This window comes from Streptomyces sp. NPDC101776 (assembly GCF_044766845.1).
Taxonomy (GTDB): domain Bacteria; phylum Actinomycetota; class Actinomycetes; order Streptomycetales; family Streptomycetaceae; genus Streptomyces.
Genome location: NZ_JBIWMV010000017.1, coordinates 149334 through 174089, shown reverse-complemented (window position 1 = coordinate 174089; position 24756 = coordinate 149334). Strand labels below are relative to the sequence as shown.

Sequence of the window (24756 nt, the reverse complement as noted above, 5' to 3'; positions counted from 1 at the left end):
TCGCAGCAGCCGGAAGGAACGGTCTCGCCGATGAGCCAGTACGTCGTGTTTCTGTTGCTGGGGCTGGGAAGCGGTGCCGTGTTCGGCGCGCTCGCGCTGGCCCTGGTGCTCACCTTCCGCAGTTCCGGGGTGGTCAACTTCGCCACCGGGGCGATCGCTTTGTACAGCGCGTACACCTACGCGTTCCTGCGCCAGGGCGAGTTGCTGGTGCCGCTGCCGGGCGTACCGAAGAAGGTCGACCTCGGCGGTCCGCTCGGGCTGTTCCCTGCGGTGGTCATCTCCCTTGTCCTCACTGCCCTGTTGGGGGTTGCGCTGTACGGGCTGGTCTTCCGGCCGCTGCGCACCGCGCCCCCGGTGGCGAAGGCAGTCGCCTCGATCGGGGTGATGCTGGTGATCCAGGCCGTGCTCGCCGCCGCGGTGGGCACGGGGGCGGTGTCGGTCAAGGCGATCCTGCCCAACGACCCGGTGTCCTGGGGCGGTTCGCTCATCCCCGGCGACCGGCTGTGGTTCGCGGCGGTGATCGTCGTACTCACCGTCGTCCTGGCGCTGGTGTTCCGGCTGACCCGGTTCGGTCTAACGGCCCGGGCGGCGGCGGAGTCGGAGAAGGGCGCGCTGGTCAGCGGACTGTCACCGGAACGGATCGCGGTGGCGAACTGGGCGCTCAGCTCGGCCATCGCCGGTCTGTCCGGCATCCTGATCGCGCCGATCGTGCCGCTGGTCCCGGTCTCCTACACGCTGTTCATCGTGCCTGCCCTGGCGGCGGCGCTGGTCGGCAACTTCACGGCGCTGATCCCGGCCGTGGGAGCGGGCCTGGTAATCGGGATGCTCCAGTCGGAACTGCAGTTCCTGCAAGGGAAATGGCCGTGGCTCCCCCAGACCGGTCTGGCCCAACTGGTGCCGCTGGCCGTCATCTTGGCCTACCTGGTGGTCCGCGGCCGGCCGCTGCCCACGCGCGGCTCGCTGATCCAGCAGGCGCTGGGCCGGGCGCCACGGCCCGACAGCATCGTGGTTCCGGCCGTGGTGAGTACGGCCCTGGGTGTCGTCGTGCTGTTCGCGACCACCGGAAGCATCCGCGCGGCGGTGATCACCTCGCTGACCCTGGCGGTGATCTCGCTGTCGCTGGTGGTGGTCACCGGGTTCGCCGGGCAGATCTCACTCGCGCAACTGACCCTGGCCGGGGTCGGCGCGTTCAGTCTGAGCAGGCTGAGCGTCGAATGGGGTGTCCCCTTTCCGTTCGCCCCGTTGCTGGCGGCCTTGGCGGCGACGGTGATCGGCGTCGTGATCGGGCTGCCCGCGCTGCGGATCCGCGGTCTGCCGGCGGCGGTGGTGACGGTCGCGCTGGCCGTGGCGTTGGAGGCGTTCTGGTTCCGCAACACCGAACTGAACGGCGGCCTCGGCGGCTCGAAGGTGCCCTCGCCTCGTCTGTTCGGGATCGACCTGGGCATCGGGGCCGGTGAGGACTATCCGCGGATCCCGTTCGCGCTGCTGTGTCTCGTGGTGCTGCTGCTGGTCGGCCTGGGCGTGGCATGGCTGCGCCGCAGTCGGCTCGGCGCCGCGATGCTCGCCGTGCGCGCCAACGAGCGGTCGGCCGCGGCGGCGGGCATCGACGTCGCCCGTACGAAGATCGTCGCCTTCGCGATCGGAGCGTTCATCGCCGGGCTCGGCGGCGCCCTGCTGGGCTATCAACAGACCGTCGCCGACGCCGAGATGTTCACCGCGATCGGCGGTCTCGGCCTGTTCGCGACCGCCTACCTGGCCGGCATCACCTCCCTGTCCGGCGGCCTCGTCGCCGGGGTGATGGGGGCCGGCGGTCTGCTGCCCGTCCTCCTGGACCGGGCCCTGTCCATCGGCGAGTGGTACGGCGTCATCATGGGCATCGGCCTCGTCCTCACCGTGATCACGAACCCCGAGGGCGTCGTCGGCCCGGCCCACGAACTCACGGCCCGGCTACGGCGCTTGCGCCGCACAGCCACCGTCGACTCCGAGGACTCCGCCGACAAGCAGGACACCGACGTGCTCACCGGAACGGCACCGGCCGCCCGGCCACCGGTCCCCGAGCCGGGCGAGGTGGTCCTCTCGGTCCGCGAGGTCGGGGTGCGCTACGGCGGTGTGGTGGCCGTCGACGCGGTCTCCTTCGATGTGCGCTCGGGCGAGATCGTGGGCGTGATCGGTCCCAACGGCGCCGGGAAGACCACCCTCCTGGACGCGATCAGCGGCTACAACCGCAGTACGGGAACAGTCGAGTTCGACGGCCGGACGATCTCCTCGCTGAAGCCGCACCAGCGCGGACGGGCGGGCCTCGGACGCACCTTCCAGGGCATCGAGCTCTACGAGGACCTCAGCGTCGAGGAGAACGTCCTGGTCGGTGAGGCGGCGGCCCGGCACGGCGGTGACCATGTCGGCACCATGCAGGGTCTTGAACTGCGGAACCGACTGTTCGAGACCTTGCACCTGAGCCGGTTCCGTACCCAGCCGGCGCGCGAACTCTCCCAGGGCAGACGGCAGTTGGTGTCCATCGCGCGCGCCTTGGCCGGCCGCCCCCGGATGCTGCTCCTCGACGAGCCCGCGGCGGGATTGGACAGCTCCGAGAGCCGGTGGCTGGGTGACCGGCTGCGGGCCGTACGGGCCGACGGCGTGACGGTCCTGCTCATCGACCACGACATGGGGCTGGTGCTCGACGTGTGCGACCGGATCGTCGTCCTGGACATCGGAAAGGTCATCGCGGACGGAACTCCCGCCGAGATCAAGGCCGATCCACGCGTCGCCACCGCCTATCTCGGCGCGACGCACGCCGAAACGGACCAGGTACGTGGGGAGGTCGTCCAGTGACCGGGCAGGAACTGCTGACGTGCGAGGGCGTGGACGCGGGCTACACCAAGGGACGGCCGGTGGTGCGCGGCTTCGACCTGAAGCTGCCGCCCGGCGAGGTCACGGCGCTGCTGGGTCCCAACGGGGCGGGAAAGACAACCCTGTTGATGACCCTCGCCGGTCTGCTGCCACGTCTGGGCGGGGCGGTCGCTCTCGACGGACGGGAGATCCGTGGCGGCCGGGCGCGCGAGGCCGCCCGGCGGGGCCTGGTCCTCGTGCCCGACGACCGGTCCCTGTTCACCCAGCTCACCGTGCGCGACAACCTGACCCTCGCACGACGGCGCAGGGGCAGCACCGTGGACCAGGTGCTCGACTTCTTCCCGGCGCTGGGAAAGCGGCTGAAGGTCGCGGCCGGGATGCTCTCGGGTGGTGAGCAGCAGATGCTGGCCCTGGGCCGGGCCATGATCCAGGACCCTCGGGTGCTGCTCGTCGACGAGTTGAGCATGGGGCTGGCACCGGTGATCGTCGAGGAGTTGCTGCCGATCGTCCGGCGGATCGCCGAAGACACCGGCACGGCGGTCGTGCTGGTCGAGCAGCACGTCCGGCTCGCGCTCGACGTGGCGGACCGGGCGGTGGTCCTGGTGCACGGCGAGACGGTGTTGAGCGGCTCCGCCGCGCGACTCGCGGCGGATCCCGGCCTGTTGGAGCGTGCCTATCTCGGCGAGCGGGCAGCGGAGTCGGTCTCGTGACCACGCTCCCGAATTCCCGCAATGGGGATACTCATTAGGTTGATCGGGTACGGAGGGATCGTCACGGGTCTCGCGACACGGGGACCCACGAACGAAGGGCGAAGCATGAGGAACAGCAGCCCGTACGACGACCCGACGCTCGGCCTGGACCTCCCCGAGCCCGAGCGGACCCCGAAGGCCGCGCCGTGGCCCCGGGCGACGGGACAGCACAGCCCGAATGGAGACGGGTACGGCGAGATGATCGCGCGCCTGCGCGGCTTCCTCGACTATGTCGCGGCGGCACGACTGGACCCCGGCACGGTGGCCGCGCTGTCGGACGACCTTGGCGCCTGGTCCGAGCGGCTCGCCGACGCGGCCGTTCCCGAGCGCGAGCAGGTCTTCGGACACCGGGACGACATGCCCGGCCGAGGCCAGACGATGGCACCGGCCCTCCGGGTCCACGAGGCCGACCGGTTCAGCGTCCGGGGCACGGTCCGCTTCGGCCGGTACTTCCTCGGCGGAAACGGCGCGGTCCACGGCGGCGCCGTCCCGCTGCTCTTCGACGAGGTGCTGGGCCGACTGTCGGGTTCGGGCGGCCGCAGCCGGGCCCGAACCGCCTATCTGCACACCGACTACCGCTCGATCACCCCGATCGGACCCGAACTCGACGTGCACGGCTGGTTCGTGAGCGAGGAGGGCCGCAAGCGCGTCCTGCGGGCCGAGATCCGTCACGACGGGGTCCTGTGCGCGGAGGCGGAGGGTCTGTTCATCGTCCTCAAGCCCGGGCAGCCTTGACCGGGAACCAAAAGATAATGAACACTTCTTAGAAAATGGAAGGGCGGGGACTATGGCGGTCATGCCGATCGAGTGGGGCAAGGTGCGGGAGTACGCCACCGCGACGGCGGCGGCCCGTCCCGCCTACCTCGACGACCCGAACGCCCCGATCCCACCGACCTTCCTGGCCACGGTGGTCCACTGGAGCACCATCGGCGAGACGGTCCGCGCACCCGAGGTCGCCGAGGCGTGCGCGACGGTCGGCATCGAAGCCGACGTACGGAATCTGCTCTCGCTGGAGCAGGAGTACGTCTTCCACGGTCCGGTGCCCCGGGCGGGGGAAACGCTGCACAACTCCGAGCGCCTCCAGGACGTCCGGATCAAGCAGAGCCGGCGGGGGCCGATGGTGATGGTCCGTTTCCTGGTGTCCTTCCACGACGCCGAGGGACTTCTGCGCGCCGAGTGCCGGTACACGTCCGCCTATGTGCGCAAGGAGGCGTCGTGAGCGACCTCGTACCGGGTGCCCGGCTTCCGGAGCGGGTGTTCGGGCCGGTCACGATGACCGACATCGTGCGCTACCAGGGTGCGAGCGGCGACCTGAACCCGATGCACCACGACGACGAACTCGCCCGCTCCGCCGGGTATCCGGCGGCCTTCAGCGTGGGGATGCTCGGCGCGGGCTGGCTCGCCGCGTACTGCACGGACCGCTTCGGCGAGGAGAGCGTGCGGCGCTTCCGCACCCGCTTCACACAGGTGGTGTACCGCGGGGACCGGCTGATCGCGTCGGCCGAGGTCGTACGGCTCTTCGAGCAGGGCGAGGAGCAACGGGTGGAGCTCGCGATCCGGTTGCGCAAGGACGACGGCGCGCTCGTGGTCGACGGTTCCGCCGAGTTCGCGCTGACGTGATGAGTCCTCGGTGCCGAGAAGGGACAACGTATGAATTCTGACGGTGAGTTGCGCACCGGGACGAGCGAACGTCCGGATCTGCCCGTCGCGTTGGTGATCGGCGGGGGCGGTATCGGCATGTCGGCTGCGCGCCGGCTGGGCCAGTCCCATCGCCTCGTGCTGGCGAGCCTGTCGGCCGGCAAGAACACAGCGCGGGAGGCCGCGTTGCGCGCGGACGGAATCGACGCGGTGGTGACACGGTGCGACATCACGGAGCCCGACTCGGTCGCGGAACTCGGTCAACTGGTAGCGTCCCGGGGCCGGTTGCGCACGGTCGCACACGTGGCGGCGCTCTCCCCGTCGATGGGTGACTGGAACACCCTGCTGAAGGTGAACCTCGTCGGGGCGACACTCGTCGAGCGGATGAGCCTGGAGCGGGCGGTACCGGGCACGGCCGCGGTGTTCGTGTCCTCCTCCGCCGGGCACCTGGCCGAACCGCCGACTCCCGAGATCACCGCCGTGCTCGACGATCCACTCGTACCGGACTTCGTCGAGCGCCTGGAGAAGCTGGTGCCGGAGCAGACCTCGCTCCAGGCCTACCGGCTCACCAAGTTCGCGCTGCTCCGCATGTGCAGGAGGCGTGCGGCGGCCTGGGGGACGAAGGGGGCCCGCATCGTGTCGATGTCGCCGGGCCCGATCGCCACCCCGATGGGTGCGCTGGAGTTCGAAGGGCCGCACCGCGAGGTCAAGTTGGGCATGCTGCGCCGGTCACCCCTCGGCCGCGAGGGCACGATGACCGAGACCGCCGACGCCATCGAGTTCCTCGCGTCCGACCGGGCCTCCTACATCACCGGAACCGATCTGCTGGTCGACGGCGGCATCCTCGCGACGACCCGGTTCAACTGAACGTGCCGTGGAGCGGCACCGCCCAAGGGAGACGAGCATGCCCGACCGGATCGACAGGGACGACGACCTCGGCGAAGGCCCGGACGGAGGCCCGCTCCACGGCATCGTCGTCGTCGATCTCTCGACGACTCTGCCCGGCGCCCAGGCCACCCAGTTCCTCGCGGACGCGGGGGCGGACGTCATTCTGGTCGAGCCGCCCGAGGGCAGCCGGCTGCGCGCGAACCCCGGCTGGCCGGGCCTGCTGCGCGGTAAACGGAGCATCACCCTCGACCTGCGCGAGGACGCCGATCGCGCGACGCTGGACGGCCTGCTCGCGAGGGCGGACGTCGCCGTCGCCACGATGCGCCCGGCCGCCGCGGCTCGACTCGGCTTCACCGCCGAGGAGTTGGCGGCCCGGTACCCGCGCCTGGTCGCGGCGCTCATCACCGGCTGGGGCACCCGCGGCCCCTGGGCCGACCGCAAGGGTTACGAGGCGCTGATCCTGGCCAAGAGCGGTGTCCTCCACTCCAAGCACCAGCTCACCACCGGCCCCGATCCCGCCTATGTCACCACTCCCTACGCCTCGTTCGCCGCCGCGCAGGCAGCGGTCCACGGCATCCTGGCCGCCCTGCTCGAACGCGAGGAGAGTGGCCTGGGCCAGCTGGTCGAGTCCGATCTGGTGACCGGAGTCGGCGCCTACGACCCGTACAACTGGTTCTACGAGTTGGTCCTCGGCCGCTACCCGGACGCGTTCCAGCCGATGGGCGCCGCCTTCGACCAACAGGGCCGACCGCAGACCAAGTTGCTGTACGCCCTGCTCATCGCCGCGACGGCGGACGGCACTTGGCTCCAGTTCGCGCAGACGGCGCCACGGCTCATGCAGGCCTGGCTGGCCGAACTGGACCTGAGCGCCGAACTCACCGACCCGAAGTGGGACGGGTTTCCCCTCCTTCCGACACCCGAGCTGCGCTTCGAGTGGTGGAACAAGATGATCTCGAAGGTCGGGGAGCGGACGCTGAAGGAGTGGGAGGAGTCGTTCGCCCGTAATCCGGACGTCTTCGGCGAGCAATTCCGCACGCCGGACGAGGCGCTCGACCACCCCCAACTCGTCCACGAGGGACGCAGGATCGTGGTGGACGATCCCGACCTCGGCCCGGTGCGCCAGCCCTCGACCCTGGTCCACGCGGCTGGCCGTCCCCTCACGAGAATCCGCCGCGCGCCTCGCCTGGGCGAGCACAGCCGGGAGCTGCGCACCTTCGCCCATGGTGCAGCTCCCTCCAACTCCACCGCTCAGCAGGGCCGTTGCGGTCCTCCCCTCACCGGCGTGACCGTGCTCGAACTGGGCGCCATGTACGCCGGACCGTACGGCGCCACTCTCCTCGCGGATCTCGGTGCGCGGGTCATCAAGGTCGAGCCGATCGACGGCGACCTGATCCGCACGATCATGGCGTTCCCGGAGGCGGGTGGCGCGAAGGTGCTCCAGGGGAAGGAGAGCATCGCCGTCGACCTCCGCTCCCCCGAAGGCCTGGAGATCCTGCGGGAGTTGGTCGGGCAGGTGGACGTGGTGCTCCAGTGCTACCGGGCGGGCGTCGCGGCCCGGATGGGTGTGGACGAGGCCTCACTGAAGGCGATCAACCCGGATCTGGTCTATGTCAACGCTCCCGGCTACGGGATCGACGGCCCGTACGGTTCCAAGCCCGCCTACGCGCCGTCCATCGGCGCGGCCTCGGGGGTCTCCGTGACCGACGCGCAGGTGGTGGGCAACCCCACCGAGGATCGGAACAAACTGCTGGACCAGGCCCGCAAGTTGTACGCCGGCGGGACGGTACCGGCGGTCCAGTCGGACGGGATGGCCGCCCTCGGTGTCGCCTCGGCCCTGCTCCTCGGGATCTACGCGAAGCGGCGCGGGATCGAACTGACCGACGTCGTCGCCACAATGCTCGGCACGAGCACGCAAGCACTGATCGCGCACAACACCAGCTACGAGGGGCGCCCCGCCCACCCCGGTGTCGACCCGGACTTCCGGGGGACCAGCGCCCTCTACCGGATGTATCCCGCGTCCGACGGCTGGCTGTTCCTCGCGGCGCCGAAGGAAGAGGAGTGGGCTCCCCTGGTCGCCGCACTCGGCGACCCCGGTGATCTCGCGGAGGAGCGGTTCGCCACGAGCCGGGCGCGTGCCGCCGACGACGACGCGCTCGCGGACGTACTCACCAAGATCTTCGCCACCCGGACGAGGGCCGAGTGGGAGGCCGACCTGACGGCGAAGGACGTCGGCTGCGTCGCCGTGACCCAGGAACCGGCCGAACGGCACATGCAGGGCGACGAGTTCTACACCGCGGGCTACGCGGTCGACGCGGTCAGCCCCGTCTTCGACGCACACCGTCGGCTCGCACCGCTCAACCGCTTCTCCCGCTCGACGACGAAACCGGAGGCGGGCTGCACCGTGGGCCAGCACACCGACGCCCTGCTGCGCGCGCTCGGCTACGACGAGGCCCGCATCGCCCGTCTCCGCGACGCACGCGTCGTACGGTGAGGTGACATGACGCGGCTCGACGTACCGGCGGAACCGACACCCCAGGGCGCGTGCGTCCGGCGTGGTCCCCGACGGTCGAAATCAGCTCAACCATGAGTCACGTAACGGTGTCCCCGTGCTCATGAGGTCAGTCCCCCGCTTTGCTCGGTGCGTCCCCCCGAAGAGCAGCCGGAGCGTGTGGTCGAAGCGTTCGTGTCCCTCGCCGGAGTGGGTTTCCTCCGCCGACGCGACCGTGATCGGGAAGAGGTCCGGGGGCAGCGTTTTCAGTCGGTCGACGACTCTGTCCCGCACTGCGGGACTGCCGTCTCCGGGCCCCGCTCGGTCGTCCGCCTGGGTGCCACGACGCGGTTCCACGCCCTGCCGATCGAACAACTCCGCGCCCGCAGCGAGGAGATGGCCGCCATGTTCGACTGGTTCAACACAGTGGGCTTCCGCGCCGATACGGCGGCCCTGCGCGAACACAGCCTCGAGCTGACCACCCTGGCCACGTGGGTACGCGGCCACTGGTCAGCGCCAGCGGAACCGACGATCGCCAGCTGACGCTCACGTCGTGGTGGCCCGCGCAGGACGTCGACGCGGTCGGTGTGAGCGAACCGCTCCGGAACGAGGATGCTCTGCCCACGGGCCGGGGCCCGCTCCAACTGCCGCTTCCAGGCGGCCCATTGAGCGGGCACCCGGCCCGTAGTGCGCAGGACGTGGCTCAGGAGACGGCGTTCCAGGAGTGCGCGACGTCGATGACCACGCGGTCGTCGAGCTGCGTCACCCGGAACGGCAGCCGCGCACGCACACCGACGCCGATCAGCACATCGTCCTCAGGGGCATCGACATAGCGTGTGTCCTTGAACGTCCGGTAGCCCGTGAGGTCCACCCCGGGCAGCGGTTGTCCGTGCTGCCCCGGGTAGGACGTCGAGCCGGTCGACGGGTCGAAGTTCGGGCCCACCGAGATCTGGAGGATCGCCCCGCCGTCGACGGGGATCTCCCCCGCACCGGGCGTGGTCAGCTTGTCGACGTACTTGACGCGGTAGCCGATCGGCCCGGCCGCCGAACCCTTGAAGTCGAGGACCATGCGGTCGAAGCACTCGTGCTGAGCGGTCCTGATGTCCACCAGCGGGGGCTTGTAGTCCTCCGTCGGCGACACCTGCTTCTCCAGGCTCCCCCACCCGGTCTCACACACTGCCGACGCACTGCTCTCGGCCTGTGCCGTCCCCACCGTTCCTCCGATGCCGACTCCCGCCAGCATCAGAACCGTCAGTGCGGTTCCGAGTCGTCGCATGGTTGCTCCCAAAGATCGAGGACAGATGTACGGCGCCAGGGCCTGCCCACCGGAGCAGGCCTCGGGAGGCCGTGGTGGTTCAGACTGGGCTCGCCATGTGATCGGACCTGGCCCGGATCTTCACGGAATGGCAACAGTCCAACGGCCGAGGAAGCTCCTCCGCGACCCCGTTGAGGTCCTGATCGTCCGGCCGCTCCCGTTGTGGGGTTCACACACAGAGAGAAGGCGATGCCGCGCCCGCCCGGACAGCGTGTCCGGGCGGGCGCGGCGTGAGCCGGTGGCGTGGGGTCAGGTCGCGGTGAGCGACAGGTCGGCCGTCGTGGCGCGGCCCGGCAGCAGGGTCACCTCCTTGGACGCCGGCCGGTGGCCGGCGGCCGAGGCCGTGATCCGCAGCGGGCCCTGGCGGGCGTCCAACCAGAGGTCGTAGTGGCCGTCGGAGTCGGTGCGGACGGTGTGCGCGAGGCGGTCACAGCCGGTCGTCCTGGAGTGCGCCACCGGGCAGATCAGGACAGTGGCTCCGGCGAGCGGTGCCCCCGTGCGCTTGTCGGTGATCGTTCCGGCGAGATGGCTCCAGGTCCGCGGGATCGTGACCTTGAGACTGACCTTGACCGACGCTCCCGCGTAGGGGGTGTCGGTGCTGTAGGTGAGCCGTGCGGTGTAGGTGCCGGCCGTGGCGACGGCGGAGGCGTCCGTGCGGACGGTGACCGTGGTGGAGCGGCCGGGGGCGAGGTCGAACGAGGTCTTGTTCGCCGACAGCCAGGTGACGTTGTCGCCGTCGCACTGGTCGTGCCCGGGCAGGACCTCGGCCGAGGAGGCGGTCTCGGAGAGCGAGATCATGCCGCCGACGCGGTAGATCCCGCAGCCGCCGCCGGCCCGGAAGACGGTGGAGGTGCTGTTGGGCAGGTCGGACCAGGTGTTGGACACCGGGTCGTATTCGACGACGGTGTTGACCGCGTCCTGTGCGGCGATGCCGCCGACGGCCTGGAGCCTGCCGTCGTTCCCACTGGCGATGGCGCCCCAGCGCGTGTCGGGCATGTCGGCCGCACGGGTCCAGGTGTCGGCGGAGGGGCTGTAGCGGTAGGTCTGTCCGCTGGGGATGCTGCCCGAGAGGCCCCCGGCGCAGACCAGTTCACCGGTGATGCCGGCGCAGGCCGCGCGTTCCATGACGAACGGGTAGTCGGCGCGGCGGGTCCAGGTGTCGGTGGCCGGGGTGTAGCGGTAGACGGTGCTGACCATGTCATTACAGCCGGATCCGGTGCAGCCTCCGATGGCATACAGGCTGCCGTCGAGCACGGTCACATTGGGCATGCCGACCGCCTGGGGCAGATCGGAGAGGCGGGTCCAGGTGTCGGTGGTGGGGTGGTATGCGTAGAGCGCGGCGCTGGCACTGTCCCCGGCCCAGCCTCCGGCGACGTACATGGTCCCGTCGATGAACGCCCCTCCCGGTGACTCCAGGGTCGCGGGGAGGTCGGCGATGGGTGTCCAGGCGTCGGTGGACGGGTCGTGCACATAGCTGTGTTTGAGGTACTCCCCGCCGAAGATGCCGGAGACTCCGGCGACGGAGTAGACCTTGCCCTGGTAGGTGCCCACCGCGTTGTCCATGACGGTCTCGGGGTAGTCGGCGATGCCGGTCCAGGGCCCGGTCGCCGCCGTGGCGGGCGGCTCGGTCGACGGGCTCTTCGGGGCCGAGGAGGTGGAACTCATCGGTCCGGGTGAGTAGTTGCCCTTGACGCGCAGCGTCGGTGCGCCTGCCGAGGAGTCCGACGTGGTCGTGGAGGTGCCGGCCGGTGAGGTGTAACCGGTGCTCTGCTCACCGAGGTTGACGTGCAGCGGCGCCTGCCCCTTGTTGGTGAAGGTGACCTTCTTGCTGCTTGATCCGCCCAGCGTCTCGCTGACGGAGAGGCTGCCCGAACTCACCGCCAGGCGGCCCGCCTTGAGCGTGCGGTCGAACCGGTTGACCTTGTCGGGCCGCGTGGTGAGGGTGCCGGTCGAGGTGGTGTAGCGGGCGGAGGCCGCCGTGTAGGTGTGGCGTCCGGCGGGGGCGCTGAACAGCCAGTAGTAGCCGTCGGCCAACGCCAGGTCGTCGGGGGTCGCCACGGTGGTCGCCGTCGCGTAGCTGTCGGCGGTGTCGGTGATGGTGGCGGGCGTGATGGTGCCGCCGGTGTTGCCGTCGACGACCTTTCCGGCGACGATGCCTCCGCTCACGGCGGCGCAGGAGCCGACGGTGACGGTGTCGAGCTGCCAGAGCGACAGGCCGCTGCCGGAGTAGTGGAAGCGCACCTTCACGTGCTTCGCGTTTGCCGCCTGGGTCAGGGGAACCTCGGCGTGGCCCAGGTACTCGGCCGTGTCCTGGTGCCACACCGTGGTCCACGTCGCGCCCGAATCGAGGCTGAGGTCGACGGTTGCCGTCGAGTCCTTGCTGGGGGCGTAGGCGGCGTCGAAGCCGAGGACGGGTGAGGTCTGGCCTACCAGGCTGAAGGTGGGTGAGACGAGTTCGGTGTCCTCCGGGACACCGCCCTGGGTGTAGGGGGACGCGGAGGCCCAGTTCCCGGTTCCGCCCGTGAAGTTCCACACCGTTTTATCGGCGAAGTCCCAGCCGGGGCCGCCCGTCTCGTTGTTGACGACCGTCCAGCCGTGCTCCGGCGTCGTGCCGGTCCAGCCTTCGAAGCCGGTCTCGGCCGGGTAGGCGTGACCGGGTGCGACGCAGGCCGTCAGGTCCACGTCCGGGGCCACATCGGTACGTACGTCGGCCGTGCCCACCGGGACACTCAGGTCCGTGCTCAGGTAGCCGGGGTAGACCGGGGCCACATGGAGGGCATAGGTGGTCTTCTCCGGAAGCTCCACACTGTACTTGCCGGTGTAGGGGTCGGTGTAGACGGCGCCGTTCGGGTAGCCGTCGATGGTGATCTTCGAGTACAGGGGCCAGCCGTGCCCGCTGCCGTCCTTCACCGTGCCGGACACCGTGCGGGTGGGCAGTTTCACCAGGGTCAGGTCGGCGGTGGTGCTGTCGTTCTCGGCGACAGCCACTCCGGACCGGGTGTTCTCCTGGTAGCCGAAGTCGGTCGCGCTGATCCGGTAGTTGCCCACCGCGACGGGGAGGTCGTACGCGCCGTCGGCGTCGGTGGTGACGTGGTACTCCCGGCCGTCTGCCGCTTCTTCGGAGATGGCCAGTGCCGCACCGGCGAGCGGGGCGCCGGACTCGCTGTCGGTGACTCGTCCGGACAGCGTTCCATGGACGCCGAAGGCCAGCGCGGACACGCCGTCCGGGGTGCCGAGACCGGTCGGGCCGTCCCAGCCGGCGCCGGCGGTGCACACCACCGTGCCGCAGTCGTCGTTGGAACCTGTCGTGACATCGGTCAGCCCGGAGCCGTTGATGTACGGGTAGGTCACCGGGTAGGTGCCCTCGACGGGGGTGCCCGCCAGCGCGTACATCGCCGTGATCAGCGGTGCGGAGAGGCTGGTGCCGCCGACCTGCAACCAGCCGTCCTTGCTCATCGTGTCGTACACGGCCAGGCCGGACGCGGGGTCGGCGACCGCGGAGATGTCAGCCGTCGCCCGGGTGTCGCAGCCGGTGGCCAGCCCCCTCTGATAGGCCGGTTGGGCCTCGTACAGCGAGCAGCCCGATCCGCCGGAGGTCCAGGCGGACTCCGTCCAGCCGCGCGCGGTGTCCGCGGCACGGGTCAGCCGGGTGCCGCCTGCGGCCACCACATTGGGGTTGGTGGCGGGCCAGTTCTGGACATGGCCGGTGTCGCCGGTGGACGCGACCACGGCCACACCGGGATGGTCGTAGTGGTGGTCGTACGCGGTCTCGCCGGCGATCTCGTTGGGCAGACCGTAGGAGTTGGACACGTACTTGGCGCCCAGGCGTACGGCGGTGTCGACCGCGGTGCCCAGGTCGTCCAGGCTCGCCGAATCACCCTGCACGAGAAGGATGTTGCACGCCGGACAGGCGGCGGAGACCGCGTCGAGGTCGAGCGCTGTCTCCAGTGCCCAGCCCGCGTCGTCGGCGGGGTAGTCCGTGCCACCGTTCTGATCGGTCTTGCGGAAGCAGCCGTTGGCGGTGGTGCACGCGGGCAGCCCGTAGTGCTCGCGGTACGCGGCGAGGTCGGCCTCGGCGTGGGAGTTGCCGTACGCGTCGACGATCGCCACCGTCCTGCCCTCGCCCCCGGCGGGAAGGTTGTAGGCCGCCTGGATGTCGGTCGGGCCCAGCGCCGTGGACGGGGGCGCGACCGCCTGCGGCCGGACGATGTGGTCGGAGCCGGTGCGCACATCGGCGAAGCACTGGGCCACGCCGTCCTTGAGGCTCGGGTTGTTGCAGCCGGCCGGGACGTAGTTCTGCGGGACGCTGTCCTGCGGCACGGCGTTGAGCAGGTCGGAGACCTTGGAGGAGCCGGCGTCGGCCGAAGAGGTGGGCGAGGCCGAGGAGGTGGGGGTGGCCGCGGAGGCGGTGGCCGGCTGTATCGCGGCGAGAGCTCCGGCGGCGAGACAGCCGGCTATGAGGAGGGAGAGCGGCGCGCGTACGCGCGCACGTCTGGAGGACAGCAAGGGGGCACCCTTTTCGTCGCGTTCGGGACCCGGTCGGGCCGGGATCACAGGGGTTCGTAACCGCTGTACGAGTCGTCCTCGCAGGCGGGGTCCGCCGTCGTGTCGTCGGCGGGTACACCCGGTGCGGCGGGCGTCGGTTCGGGGGATGTCGGTTCGGGGGGTGTGCTGCTCATCCGACGGATGGACGCCTCTCCGGTCATGTCCAGGTGCAGGCCGGCCTGCGGACCCTGCGCGCACTGAGTATCGACGGCTGCCGGGTGGCTTCGCGATGGGGCGGATGACCTAAAGATCGGAGCCGGCGCCGGTGGCGTCGCCTTCCGACGGGGTGATTCCGGCCTGTGTCAGGCTGACCGCGAGTGCGGTACGCGAGGTCACTCCGTATTTGCGCATCGCGGAGTTCAGTTGCGCGGCAATGGTCTTCGGGGAACGCGAAAGTGCGCGTGCGATGGCCGGGTTGGTCAGACCGGTGAGCATCAACCGGACCGCTTCCAGCTCGCGCGGGGACAGTTGGTCGCCATAGCCGCGCCGCCCACCGCGCCACACCTCTCGAACCGGCTCCCCGGCCGCACGGCGCGCGACGTGCACCCGGTCGGCGTCCTTCCGAGCGCCCAGAGCCGTGAATCCGGCCTGCGCGCGGGCGAGTTCGGCCAGTCCGGTATCCCTGTCCCCCGCCGCCAGCAGGGAGTGGGCCCGGTGTTCGGCCGCGAGCAGTGCCTCGTACGGTCGGGGCAGGCGCTGCCAGGCGGTGACGGCCCGGCCGAACGCCGCGGCTGCCTCGGCGCTGCGCCCCTCTCCTTCCGCCAGCACTCCACGACATGTCTCCAGGGCCGCGTCCGCCGCCGGCAGGTCCTTGCCGGCGAGCCCTGCCGCCAGGTCCGCGACGAACTGCCGTGCCTGGTGCGGCCGTTCGCCCGCGAGAAGCGCGCCGGTCCGCACCGGTGCGAACTCGGTGGCCCACAGCCAGATGTTCTTGCGGGCCACTACGTCGGCCGGTCCCTCCGTCAACTCCACTGCCTCGGCGGCCGATCCCTCGGCGAGCCGGATCCGCGCCAGGGCGGCCGCGGGCTCCAGCGGCAGATCCACGATGCCGCGCCGCAGCCCCGCGTCGAGCACCTGGCGCAGCCGATCCTCGACGGTCCCGGCCACGCCTTCGGCCACCGCCTCGGGGCCGGGATCCACTCCGCCGCCGGTCGCCCGGTCCAGCAGGGCCGTGATCAGCAGGGCGTCCAGCTGGACCACGGGTTCCTCTTCCACCCCGGCCAGGGCCGCGACTCGCTCGGCCAGTCCGTCCCAGGCACCGGTGAACCAGTCCAGGTGCGCCAGCGTCACCAGGATCATGTCGTGGAGCCGCTGGTACCGGTGTTCCTCGGCCCTGGCCAGCCCGGTCGTCAGCAGCGCTCTGGCCTCGTCGTAGCGGCCCCAACGCATCGCCGAGTTCCCGATGTTGAGTCCGCCGCGCGCCAGCTGCATCATTCCTTCCGGGGTCGTCGCGGTGTCGGGCAGTTCCGCGGCCACGGCCCAGCCGACCTCATCGCCCATGTCCAGCAAGGAAGTTGCCCGGTCCACCACCAGAGCCAGCCGCTGGTCCGCCGTCATCGGCAACCGGGCCGCGTCGGCCGCCCGGTCCAGCCAACGGCGGTGCTCCCCGGCGGACATCAGGGTGCTCGGCGGGCTGCCGAGCGTGTTCATCGCCCAGGCCGCCTGGAACGGCTCGTCGGCCAGATCCGGCAGCGCCCTCTCCAGTTCCGCCGCGGCGGCCGCGTACTCGCCCGTGTGCAGCAGCATCCTCCCCAGTTGGGTGCGGACGGCCGCGCGCTCGTGCGGGGAGAGCGCCTCCCCGTCCAGCACCTCGCGCAGCGCGCGGGTCAGATCGCCGCGGCCGACGAGCCCGGAGAAGGCCAGGACCGGCATCTTCTGTGCCCACCGGGCCACCGAGGCCGCGGGCGGATCGCTCTCGGTGAGCAACTCGTGCAGCAGTCCTACGGCGGTGCGGTGGTCCCCGGAGGCGAGTGCGAGGTCGGCGGCCCGTTCGGCGTACTCACGCCACTGCCCGGTGTCCCCCGCCTCCCGGTAGTGGTGGGCGAGCCGGGCCACCGGCTCGGGCGTCATGGCCCGCAGGGAGCGGCCCGCTCCCCGGTGCAGGGCACGGCGGTCGGGCGCGGGCGTCATGTCGTAGACCGCGCGGGCCGCCAGCGCGTGCCGGAAACTGACCCGGCCGGCCCGGTCCTCGCCGAGCAGTCCACTGCGTACAGCGTCGTCCACGGCCCCGCTGACAACGTTGTTCGGCAGCCCGCTCACCGACGCGAGGACGGCCGGGCCGACGGGTTCGGCCAGCACGGACGCGGCGCGCAGCACGCGTTGGGCGACGGGGGTGAGACGCGAGGCGCGCTCGGCGACCGCGTCCCGGATAGTGGGGGGCACAGCGATGTCCGCGAGCGTCCTGCGCACCCACTCCCCGTCGCGCCGGACCAGATCGGCCCGGTCGCGCAGCAGCCGTACGGACTCCTCGATCGCCAGCGGCACACCGTCGGTCCGCTCCTGGAGGAACGACGCGAAAGCCTCGGAGACGTGTTCGCCGTCGAGCATCGACGACATCAACTCGGCGGTCTGCGGCACGTCCAGCGCGCCCAGCCGGATCCGTACGTGTCCGGTGCCGGCCTGGGGCCGGGAGGTCAGCCGCATCAGCGCGGACTCCGGCGCCACGTCCTCGGGACGGTAGGTCAGCACCAGGCTCATCCGGCGGGAGCGACGGGAGGCGAGGAACAGCAGGAAGTCCAGGGTGGCCTCGTCGGCCCAGTGGACGTCCTCCAGGACCAGCACACCGACTCCCATGGCGTCCAGCAGCTCGGCCAGCGCCCGGAAGAGCCGGTGCCGGGCGGCGCCCGCGTCCGACAGCGCCTCGGGGGCCGGCGGCAGATCCTGCCCCCACTCGGGGAACAGGGGCCGCAGCACCCCGGCGAGCGAGGTGAGGGCCAACTCGGCGACATCGGGCCGGGCTTCGCGAGCGGCATCGACGACCGGGCCCAGGGTGAGCGCCTCCCGGAACGGAGGGCATACGGCGGCAAGTGGCCGCCGGGCGGCGACACCGGGCTCGTCCAGCGCCTCCTGGACGAGCCGGCTCTTGCCGATTCCGGCCTCGCCCTCGACGAGAACGACTGCCGGCGGCCGGGCCAAGGCCCCCCTGAGCCCGTGCAGTTCGACCGCCCGGCCGACAAAGCGCGGAACGCTGACGCCGGGCGGCACGCGCGGAATGCCGCCGTCCGCAGAGCGCTCCATCCGACCGCCTTCCCACGCCGCCCAAGGTGTGCGCGACCCGGGCGCCGACCACGTGTGCGAGTCCCGACACCGCAGCATGCCACGACGCCCGTACCGATCGTGCCCGGGTACGCCACAACTACATTCTCCCCAAGCACTTCTGACCCTGCGTCAATATTGGGCATGCCGCCGGGACGCCCCCCGCCTCGCCGACCCTGACCAGGTCAGCGCCCTCCCCGGGCCCTGGTCAGCCGCGTCCGCGCTTCGCCCGCGCCTCGTCGTCCATGAGGTCGTACGTCACCGCCGAGACGGGCGCGGTGAGCATCCCCACCCAGCCGTCGATGTAGTTGTTGAGCTGTGCGTCGCTGATCGGGTGCCGGTTGCGCGCGTGGTCGCCCAGGAGGTTGAGCACGCTGTTGTAGAGCTGCACCTCGCGGCCACGCCGTACCCGGTCGGGCAGCGCGCCGAGCAGTTCGGGCACCAACTCCTGGAGTACGTCGGTCGCGTCCTCGATCTGGCGCGGCCAGTACTCGGCGTCGGCGGTCGCGGGCGCCAGCCGGGCCAGGAACGGTACGAACATCTCGCCGGCCTCGATGCTCTCGATCAGCGGGCGCACGACGAGCCACACCGCGGCGAGAGGGTCCTCGGCCACACCGTCGGCGCGGGCTTCCTCCAGGAGTACGGCCCGGCGCGCGTCGATGGTGCGGTAACGGAAGGCGATCAGGTCCCGGACCAGGCCCGCCTTGGAGCCGAAGTGGTACGTGATGACCGACGAGTTCGACTGCCCCGCCTCCATCTGGATCTCCCGCAGTGTGACGCCCTCGACCCCGCGCGCGGCGAAGAGCCGCTCGGCGGTCGTCATCAGCAGTTCACGGGTCGCCTCCCCCGTGGTGTGCCGGCGTCTGCGGCCCGCGGCCTTCTCGTCCACTGCCATGGCCTCATGTTCATGGATGTGGTGGGGCACGCGCAACGTGAAAACTAATGGAGATGTATTAGAAAGTATGGACACGGGGCCCGGTCGATGGAACAGTTCGATGCGAAGACCTGCCGACGCAGGCCTCAACCCTCCCTACTTCCGGAGGACTTCACACGATGCCGAAGATCTGGACCAACTCCGGCGACTCCCACTTCCTCGAACCGGGCGATCTCTGGGAGTCGCGGCTGCCCAAACGGCTGGCCGACCTCACCCCCAAGTCGGAGAAGGACCCGGACGGGGAGTACGAGACGGTGCACGTCGACGGTCAGTCCTTCCGTCGCAAACTGCCGACCTCGGTGGCCAGGGAGTTCCTCGAGGAGAGCCGCAAGGCGCAGGGCATCCGCGACGCCCGGGCACGGCTGCGTGATCTGGACCAGGAGGGCGTCTGGGGCGAGGTCATCTTCCCGTCGCTGGGCATGTGGTCCTCGACCTTCCGGACGCCCGAGCTGCTCAAGGCGTGCATGCGAGCGAGCAACGAGTGGGCGCTGGAGGAGATCACGGCAGTATCGGACCGCTACGTCGTGACCGCCCAGGTGTCGACGCTGGTGGTCGAGGACGCGATCGCCGAACTGGAATGGGCCGCAGAACAGGGCTTCAAGGCCGTCTTCCTGCCCACCACCCCGCACCCCAGCGCACCGGACTGGCACCGATCGGACTGGGAGCCGTTCTGGGCCGCCGCCGAACGCGCCCGCATCGTCCTCGCCTTCCACATCGGCACCGACCCGGTGGACATGACGACCGGCGGCGCGGGCCTGGTCTACCGCGGCCCCGGCGGCGCGGTCATGAACTACGCGGAGACGACGTTCTCCGGCCAGCGCGCCGCGATGAAACTGGTGGCCTCCGGTGCCCTCGACCGCCACCCGGACCTGAAGGTTCTGATCTCCGAGGGCGGCGCCACCTGGGTCCCGTTCCTGGGCGACCGGATGCGGGAGGGCTACCGCCAGCACCACTTGGCGGTGCGTCCGAAACTCCAGCGGGACCCGAAGGAAACCCTGATGACCCAGGTGTACGCCTCCTTCCAGCACGACGAGACGGCGGTCGCCGCGTTCGACGCGATGGGCTACCGGAACGTCATGTTCGGCTCCGACTACCCGCACATGGAAGGCACCTTCGGCCACACGCAGGACACCCTGAAGACCCTGTTCGACGGAGTCTCGGACGAGACCCGACTCCGCATCACCCAGGGCGCGTTCTTCGAGCTCTTCCCCGATGTGCCCCCGGTCCCCACGAGCGGGGTCTGAGCCGATGCCGCGGGATTCCGGACTGCGCGACGTCGCGATCGTCGGCGTCGGCGCCACGCCCTACTACCGGCGGGGCGAGTCGGCGGGCAAGAGCATCACGCACCTCGCCGGCGAGGCCATCCTCGCCGCCTGCGCCGACGCCGGTCTCTCCGTCAGGGAGATCGACGGCTTCGCCTTCTACTCGGGCGCCGGTGCCGGCTACGGCGACAAGATGGAGTCCGTCGACTTCATGGAGACCCTCGGCATCCCCGAGGTCCGCTTCTCGGCGTCCCTCACGAACGGCGGCGGGGGCTCCGCGGGGGCAATCGGCCTTGCTCGCGCCGCCATTGTCGCGGGCGACGCGACCGCCGTCGTCACGGTCATGGCCCTGCAACAGCAACGGCAGCGACTCGGCACGGTGATAGCGGCCAAGCCGGTGACCCCGGTCAGCTCCTTCCTCCAGCCGTCCGGACTGGCGGGCCCGGGCCACCTCATGTCGGTCCTGGCCCGCCGCCACATGCATCAATTCGGCACCACCCGGGACGCGTTCGCCGAGATCGCCATCTCCACCCGGCAGAACGCCCTCAACCGTCCCAAGGCGATCAAGAAGACACCCCTCACCCGCGAGGAGTACTTCACCGGACGGATGATCGCCGAACCGCTCTGCGTCTACGACTTCTGCCTGGAGACGGAGGGGGCGGTCGCCGTGATCACCACCTCGGCCGACCGCGCCCGCGACCTGCGCCAGAAACCGGTCCCCGTGGTCGCCGTCGCCCACGGCGGCACCCGCGACTGGGGCCGCGCCTTCTCCTGGTACGGCATGCCCGACGAGACCTTCACCTCCTCGGGGCACGGACCGATCGCCGGACACCTCTTCAAACAGGCCGGCATCACCCCCCAGGACATCGATGTGGCCCTGATCTACGACCACTTCACCCCGATGGTGCTCATGCAACTGGAGGACTACGGCTTCTGCGCCAAGGGCGACGGCGGCCCCTTCGTCGAGAGCGGCGCGATCCGCTACGCCCGCCGCAGAAAGCCCGGCACTGTCTCAGTGAACCCGCACGGCGGGCAGCTCTCCGAGGCGTACGTCATCGGTATGACCCATATCGTCGAGGGCGTCGAGCAGATGCGCGGCACCGCGGTCAACCAGGTCGAGGACGCCGAGTTCGCCCTGTGCACCGGCGGTCCGGCGAGCCTGCCGGTCAGCGGACTGATCCTGGGCCGCGACCGGTGACCGGGGCGCGCATCGCGACGGCCCTGCCGTCGGACGTCGTACGGATCGAGACGGACTACGTCACCGAACCGTTCTGGCAGGCCGCGAAGCAACGGCGCCTGGTGGCACCGCGATGCGGCGACTGCGGAACCTTCCGGCTGCCTCCCACCCCCTTCTGCCCCGAGTGCCAGTCCACCGCCGTCGACTGGCCCCAACTGTCCGGCCGCGCAACGGTCTACAGCTTCGCCGTGGTGCACGGCTACCCCGGGCTGCCGGATCTGACCCTGGTCCCCGCCGTCGTGGAACTGCCGGACGCACCCGGGGCGAGGCTGGTCACGAACATCGTCGGCGCCGAACCGGCGGACGTACGGATCGGGTTGGCGCTGACGGTCGACTTCCACCCCATCACCGACGGCTGGCTGCTGCCCGTGTTCCGCGTGGCCGAGGAGGGTGAGGCATGAGCGACGACTACGAGAGCGCGCTGGAGGAGAAGCCGCTCGAATTCCTGGCGAGCGTGGCGAACAGCGGGGGATCCTGCGACGGCCAGGCCATCGTCCCGGACGGCGACCGCTACCGGTGCTGGTGTTCCTGCGAATCCTGGAACATCGAGGCACCGACTCAGTCCGAGGGACTGCGACTTGCCCGTCTCCACACGTCCACGGCGGGGGCGCGGTCATGGGTGTGATCCTCTTCGTCCGACACGGCAAGGCATCGGTGGGCACGGCCGACTACGACGTACTGTCCGACACCGGTGAACTCCAGTCCGAGCTGCTCGGGACCGAACTCTCCCGACGCGGTGTCACCGCGACCCGCATCCTGACCGGCCGTCTCAACCGGCAGCAACAGACGGCCCGTTGCACGCGTCGCGCGTCGAAATGGTCGGCGTCCCCAGAGGTCGACGAGGCATGGAACGAGTTCAACCACGAAGACGTCGTCGCGGCGCAACGCAAAGTCGCCACCCCTGATGCCGAGCCGCTCGACCGGGCCATCCCCCGCTGGTCCTCGGGACTGTACGACCACGAGTACACGGAGCCGTTTCCCGCGTTCACGAAGCGCGTCGACGACGCGTTGCACACGCTGGCCGCCGAGTCGGCCTCGGGGGAGACCGCTGTCGTCTTCACCAGCGCGGGGGTGATCGGGTGGGTCGCCGCGACACTGCTCGGCGGCGGCACGCCTCAATGGCTCGCGCTGAACCGCGTGGTGGTCAACAGCGGGGTCACGAAGGTCGTCGTGGGCAGCCGGGGCAGCACGCTCCTCACCTTCAACGAGCACTCCCACCTGCCCCCTCAACTCGTCACCTACAGATAGGGGTTGACATGGAGTCAGGCAGGAAGGTCGCCTTCATCACCGGTGTCGCCCGCGGTCAGGGCCGCGCGCACGCGGTGAAACTCGCCTCCCGGGGCATGGACGTCATCGGTCTCGACATCTGCGAGGACATCGAGTCGATGGACTACCCGAACGCCACCGAGGACGACCTCCGGGCGACGGTCAAGGCCGTCGAGGAGGCGGGTGGGTCGATCGTCGCCGAGAAGGGGGACGTGCGCAGTTTCGACGATCTGCGCCGGGTCCTGGACCACGGCGTCGAGCGCTTCGGCCGGGTCGACGTCCTGATCGCGAACGCCGGCATCATCCGCCTCTCCCCCGGCGGCGACCGCGACCGCACCTGGACCGACGTCATCGACGTGAACCTGACGGGCGTGTGGCGCACGATCGAGGTGGTGCTGCCGGCGATACGAGCCGGAGAGCGTGGCGGGTCGATCGTCATCACGAGTTCGGTGGCCGGGCTGAAGGGCGGCGCGAACGACAAGGCGGGCGGCCAGGCCTACACGGCGGCGAAACGGGGCCTGGTCGGCCTGATGCAGGTGCTCGCCAACGAGTACGCGGGCGAGCGGATCCGGGTCAACACCATCCATCCCACAGGGGTGTTGTCGGGGATGACGCAGAACCCCGCCATGGAGGCGCTCCACGCGCAGGCCGCCCAGGGCGAGAAGAACCCGATCAGCCAGATGCGGAACGCCCTCCCGATCGACATCCTCCGCGCCGAGGACATCGCCAACGCCGTCGCGTGGCTGGTGTCCGACGAAGCCGCCTACATCACCGGCATCCAACTGCCCCTCGACGCGGGCTTCGCCGTCCGCTGAGCCTCGCGGTACCCCGGACCGCCCACCATTCCTAGGGACACCACCCATGCCCGCGACCGCTCCGCACGTGCAACTCCGCTACGGCGACAAGGTTCTCGACTCCGGGTCCGGCGGTGTCTTCGAACACCGCAACCCCTACACGGGCGAGATACAGGCGGCGATCCCCTTGGCCGGCGCCGCCGAGATCGACGAGGCCGTCGAACTGGCCGCCGCACAGGCCGAGTCCTGGCGCCGCTGGACACCGGAGGCGCGACGCGACGTCCTGACGCGGTTCGCCGAACTGCTGGGCGAACACCGTCAGGAGTTCGTCGACCTCCAGGCGCTCGACGGCGGCACCCCGACCCACTTCGGCGAGCGCATCGTCGACAACTCGATCAACTGGACGCGCTACTACGCCGGTTGGTGCGACAAACTCTCCGGCGAGCTGATCTCCACGCTCGACACCCGCGGCTACTTCTCCTACACCACACCCCAGCCGTACGGCGTCGTAGGCATCATCGTCACCTGGAACGGCCCCGTCGTCTCGCTGGGCATGAAGGTCATCCCGGCGCTGGCGGCCGGGAACTGCGTGGTCGTCAAGCCCTCGGAGTTCACCCCCTTCGCACCGCACCTGTACGCCCGACTCCTGCGCGAGGCAGGCGTACCGGACGGCGTGTGCAGCATCCTCAGCGGTGGCGCCGAGGCCGGAGAGGCCCTGGTGCGCCACCCCAAGGTGGAGAAGGTGAGCTTCACCGGCGGCCCCGTCGCGGCCCGCCGGATCATGCACGCCTGCGCGGAACAACTCAAGCCCGCCGTCCTGGAGTTGGGCGGCAAGACGGGCAGCATCGTCTTCCCGGACGCCGGTGACCTCGACGCGGTGGCGAGCCGCGCCGTCCGGGACAGCATCGGGGTGCTGGCCGGGCAGGGCTGTGTGGTGCCGACGAGACTGATCGTGCATGAGGACATCTACGACGAGTTGGTCGAGCGGGTCACCGAGGTCGCCGCGACCTACCGGATGGGTGATCCGTTCGATCCCGGGGTCAAGGTGGGTCCGCTCATCAACGCCGCCGCCGTCGAACGGGTCTGCGGGATGCTCGACCGCGCCAGACGGGACAAGGCCGGGCGGATCACCCTCGGCGGCAACCGGGCCGGTGGTGACCTCGCCGACAAGAACTTCGTCGAGCCCACGATCATCGCCGACGTGGACCCGGACCACGAGATCGCGCAGACGGAGGTCTTCGGACCCGTGCTGCTGGTGTTCAAGTTCGCGACCGAGGACGAGGCGGTCGCCCTGGCCAACAGCACGCCGTACGGCCTCGGTGCCAACATCCAGTCCACGGACCTCACCCGCGTCCACCGCGTCGCCGAACGACTGAAGGCCGGTGGCGTCTACGTCAACGGAGCCCGGCAGAACCTTCCGCACACCCCCTTCGGCGGCCTCGGCCTCAGCGGCTACGGCAAGGAGGGCGGCCGGGCGGGCATCGACGAGTTCCTGCGCTACAAGACCGTGTCGATCATCCCGCCGGAGTGACGACCGG

The 24756-nt window shown here is 70.4% G+C and carries 20 protein-coding genes; 15 read left to right on the top strand and 5 right to left on the bottom strand.

The features are described 5' to 3' along the window. Nucleotides 1-30 precede the first annotated feature (30 nt). The 8 genes from ACIRRY_RS38245 (at nt 31) to ACIRRY_RS38210 (ending at nt 9153) form a co-directional block, all read left to right on the top strand. Nucleotides 31-2829 carry an ATP-binding cassette domain-containing protein gene (locus ACIRRY_RS38245; RefSeq protein ID WP_403982378.1) on the top strand — a complete coding sequence of 933 codons (2799 nt, stop codon included), beginning with the start codon at nt 31-33 and terminating at the stop codon, nt 2827-2829. Next, the gene (locus ACIRRY_RS38240) at nt 2826-3557 is read left to right on the top strand and encodes an ABC transporter ATP-binding protein (RefSeq protein WP_403982376.1); all 732 of its coding nucleotides are present in this window, start codon (nt 2826-2828) and stop codon (nt 3555-3557) included. The genes ACIRRY_RS38245 and ACIRRY_RS38240 overlap by 4 nt, the downstream gene beginning before the upstream one ends. 105 nt (nt 3558-3662) lie before the next feature. After that, nucleotides 3663-4331, top strand: coding sequence for a PaaI family thioesterase (locus tag ACIRRY_RS38235; protein ID WP_403982373.1), 669 nt, complete (start codon nt 3663-3665; stop codon nt 4329-4331). A 61-nt stretch (nt 4332-4392) separates the two neighbouring features. Beyond that, nucleotides 4393-4815, top strand: coding sequence for a MaoC family dehydratase N-terminal domain-containing protein (locus tag ACIRRY_RS38230; protein ID WP_403982371.1), 423 nt, complete (start codon nt 4393-4395; stop codon nt 4813-4815). Then, complete coding sequence (locus tag ACIRRY_RS38225) at nt 4812-5216, top strand: MaoC/PaaZ C-terminal domain-containing protein (RefSeq protein WP_403982368.1); 405 nt, start codon at nt 4812-4814, stop codon at nt 5214-5216. The genes ACIRRY_RS38230 and ACIRRY_RS38225 overlap by 4 nt, the downstream gene beginning before the upstream one ends. Nucleotides 5217-5246: 30 nt before the next feature. Continuing rightward, nucleotides 5247-6101, top strand: a complete 855-nt coding sequence (locus ACIRRY_RS38220) for an SDR family oxidoreductase (RefSeq protein ID WP_403982366.1) — start codon at nt 5247-5249, stop codon at nt 6099-6101. 37 nt (nt 6102-6138) lie between these two features. Beyond that, entirely contained in the window at nt 6139-8613 is a 2475-nt protein-coding gene (locus ACIRRY_RS38215) for a CaiB/BaiF CoA transferase family protein (RefSeq protein ID WP_403982363.1), read from the top strand. A gap of 147 nt (nt 8614-8760) precedes the next feature. Then, the gene (locus ACIRRY_RS38210; RefSeq protein ID WP_403982360.1) at nt 8761-9153 is read left to right on the top strand and encodes a hypothetical protein; all 393 of its coding nucleotides are present in this window, start codon (nt 8761-8763) and stop codon (nt 9151-9153) included. Nucleotides 9154-9313: 160 nt separating this feature from the next. Here the strand turns inward: ACIRRY_RS38210 and ACIRRY_RS38205 are convergent, their stop codons facing one another. The 5 genes from ACIRRY_RS38205 to ACIRRY_RS38185 form a co-directional block, all read right to left on the bottom strand. After that, nucleotides 9314-9886 (bottom strand): hypothetical protein, encoded by a 573-nt coding sequence (locus ACIRRY_RS38205; protein ID WP_403982358.1) that lies wholly within the window; start codon nt 9884-9886, stop codon nt 9314-9316. 288 nt (nt 9887-10174) lie between these two features. Further along, the gene (locus ACIRRY_RS38200) at nt 10175-14431 is read right to left on the bottom strand and encodes a carboxypeptidase regulatory-like domain-containing protein (protein WP_403982355.1); all 4257 of its coding nucleotides are present in this window, start codon (nt 14429-14431) and stop codon (nt 10175-10177) included. Between the two features lie 44 nt (nt 14432-14475). After that, nucleotides 14476-14604 (bottom strand): hypothetical protein, encoded by a 129-nt coding sequence (locus ACIRRY_RS38195; RefSeq protein ID WP_403982352.1) that lies wholly within the window; start codon nt 14602-14604, stop codon nt 14476-14478. A 109-nt stretch (nt 14605-14713) separates the two neighbouring features. After that, nucleotides 14714-17707 (bottom strand): helix-turn-helix transcriptional regulator, encoded by a 2994-nt coding sequence (locus ACIRRY_RS38190; protein WP_403982350.1) that lies wholly within the window; start codon nt 17705-17707, stop codon nt 14714-14716. A 226-nt stretch (nt 17708-17933) separates the two neighbouring features. Further along, on the bottom strand, nt 17934-18620 hold the full coding sequence (locus ACIRRY_RS38185) for a TetR/AcrR family transcriptional regulator (protein ID WP_403982347.1): 687 nt from the start codon (nt 18618-18620) through the stop codon (nt 17934-17936). A gap of 158 nt (nt 18621-18778) precedes the next feature. Here ACIRRY_RS38185 and ACIRRY_RS38180 point away from each other — a divergent pair, with 158 nt between their 5' ends. The 7 genes from ACIRRY_RS38180 to ACIRRY_RS38150 are packed head-to-tail and all read left to right on the top strand — an operon-like array spanning nt 18779 to nt 24749. Continuing rightward, on the top strand, nt 18779-19903 hold the full coding sequence (locus ACIRRY_RS38180; RefSeq protein WP_403982344.1) for an amidohydrolase family protein: 1125 nt from the start codon (nt 18779-18781) through the stop codon (nt 19901-19903). Nucleotides 19904-19907: 4 nt separating this feature from the next. Beyond that, the gene (locus tag ACIRRY_RS38175) at nt 19908-21119 is read left to right on the top strand and encodes a thiolase C-terminal domain-containing protein (protein ID WP_403982342.1); all 1212 of its coding nucleotides are present in this window, start codon (nt 19908-19910) and stop codon (nt 21117-21119) included. Beyond that, nucleotides 21116-21559, top strand: a complete 444-nt coding sequence (locus ACIRRY_RS38170) for a Zn-ribbon domain-containing OB-fold protein (RefSeq protein WP_403982340.1) — start codon at nt 21116-21118, stop codon at nt 21557-21559. The genes ACIRRY_RS38175 and ACIRRY_RS38170 overlap by 4 nt, the downstream gene beginning before the upstream one ends. Next, nucleotides 21556-21783 (top strand): hypothetical protein, encoded by a 228-nt coding sequence (locus tag ACIRRY_RS38165; RefSeq protein WP_403982337.1) that lies wholly within the window; start codon nt 21556-21558, stop codon nt 21781-21783. The genes ACIRRY_RS38170 and ACIRRY_RS38165 overlap by 4 nt, the downstream gene beginning before the upstream one ends. Beyond that, complete coding sequence (locus ACIRRY_RS38160; protein WP_403982335.1) at nt 21774-22406, top strand: histidine phosphatase family protein; 633 nt, start codon at nt 21774-21776, stop codon at nt 22404-22406. Before ACIRRY_RS38165 ends, ACIRRY_RS38160 begins: the two co-directional genes overlap by 10 nt. Before the next feature lie 8 nt (nt 22407-22414). Beyond that, the gene (locus ACIRRY_RS38155) at nt 22415-23239 is read left to right on the top strand and encodes a mycofactocin-coupled SDR family oxidoreductase (RefSeq protein WP_403982332.1); all 825 of its coding nucleotides are present in this window, start codon (nt 22415-22417) and stop codon (nt 23237-23239) included. A gap of 46 nt (nt 23240-23285) precedes the next feature. Continuing rightward, a complete protein-coding gene (locus ACIRRY_RS38150) occupies nt 23286-24749 on the top strand; it encodes an aldehyde dehydrogenase family protein (protein ID WP_403982329.1) in 1464 nt (487 codons plus the stop codon). Nucleotides 24750-24756 lie beyond the last annotated feature (7 nt).

Bases quoted from the DNA above. Each gene is read 5' to 3' on its own strand.
- ACIRRY_RS38245 (WP_403982378.1), top strand. From the start codon at position 31: ATGAGCCAGTACGTCGTGTTTCTGTTGCTGGGGCTGGGAAGCGGTGCC.
- ACIRRY_RS38235 (WP_403982373.1), top strand. From the start codon at position 3,663: ATGAGGAACAGCAGCCCGTACGACGACCCGACGCTCGGCCTGGACCTC.
- ACIRRY_RS38230 (WP_403982371.1), top strand. From the start codon at position 4,393: ATGCCGATCGAGTGGGGCAAGGTGCGGGAGTACGCCACCGCGACGGCG.
- ACIRRY_RS38220 (WP_403982366.1), top strand. From the start codon at position 5,247: ATGAATTCTGACGGTGAGTTGCGCACCGGGACGAGCGAACGTCCGGAT.
- ACIRRY_RS38215 (WP_403982363.1), top strand. From the start codon at position 6,139: ATGCCCGACCGGATCGACAGGGACGACGACCTCGGCGAAGGCCCGGAC.
- ACIRRY_RS38205 (WP_403982358.1), bottom strand. From the start codon at position 9,886: ATGCGACGACTCGGAACCGCACTGACGGTTCTGATGCTGGCGGGAGTC.
- ACIRRY_RS38195 (WP_403982352.1), bottom strand. From the start codon at position 14,604: ATGAGCAGCACACCCCCCGAACCGACATCCCCCGAACCGACGCCCGCC.
- ACIRRY_RS38190 (WP_403982350.1), bottom strand. From the start codon at position 17,707: ATGGAGCGCTCTGCGGACGGCGGCATTCCGCGCGTGCCGCCCGGCGTC.
- ACIRRY_RS38185 (WP_403982347.1), bottom strand. From the start codon at position 18,620: ATGGCAGTGGACGAGAAGGCCGCGGGCCGCAGACGCCGGCACACCACG.
- ACIRRY_RS38180 (WP_403982344.1), top strand. From the start codon at position 18,779: ATGCCGAAGATCTGGACCAACTCCGGCGACTCCCACTTCCTCGAACCG.
- ACIRRY_RS38175 (WP_403982342.1), top strand. From the start codon at position 19,908: ATGCCGCGGGATTCCGGACTGCGCGACGTCGCGATCGTCGGCGTCGGC.
- ACIRRY_RS38165 (WP_403982337.1), top strand. From the start codon at position 21,556: ATGAGCGACGACTACGAGAGCGCGCTGGAGGAGAAGCCGCTCGAATTC.
- ACIRRY_RS38160 (WP_403982335.1), top strand. From the start codon at position 21,774: ATGGGTGTGATCCTCTTCGTCCGACACGGCAAGGCATCGGTGGGCACG.
- ACIRRY_RS38155 (WP_403982332.1), top strand. From the start codon at position 22,415: ATGGAGTCAGGCAGGAAGGTCGCCTTCATCACCGGTGTCGCCCGCGGT.
- ACIRRY_RS38150 (WP_403982329.1), top strand. From the start codon at position 23,286: ATGCCCGCGACCGCTCCGCACGTGCAACTCCGCTACGGCGACAAGGTT.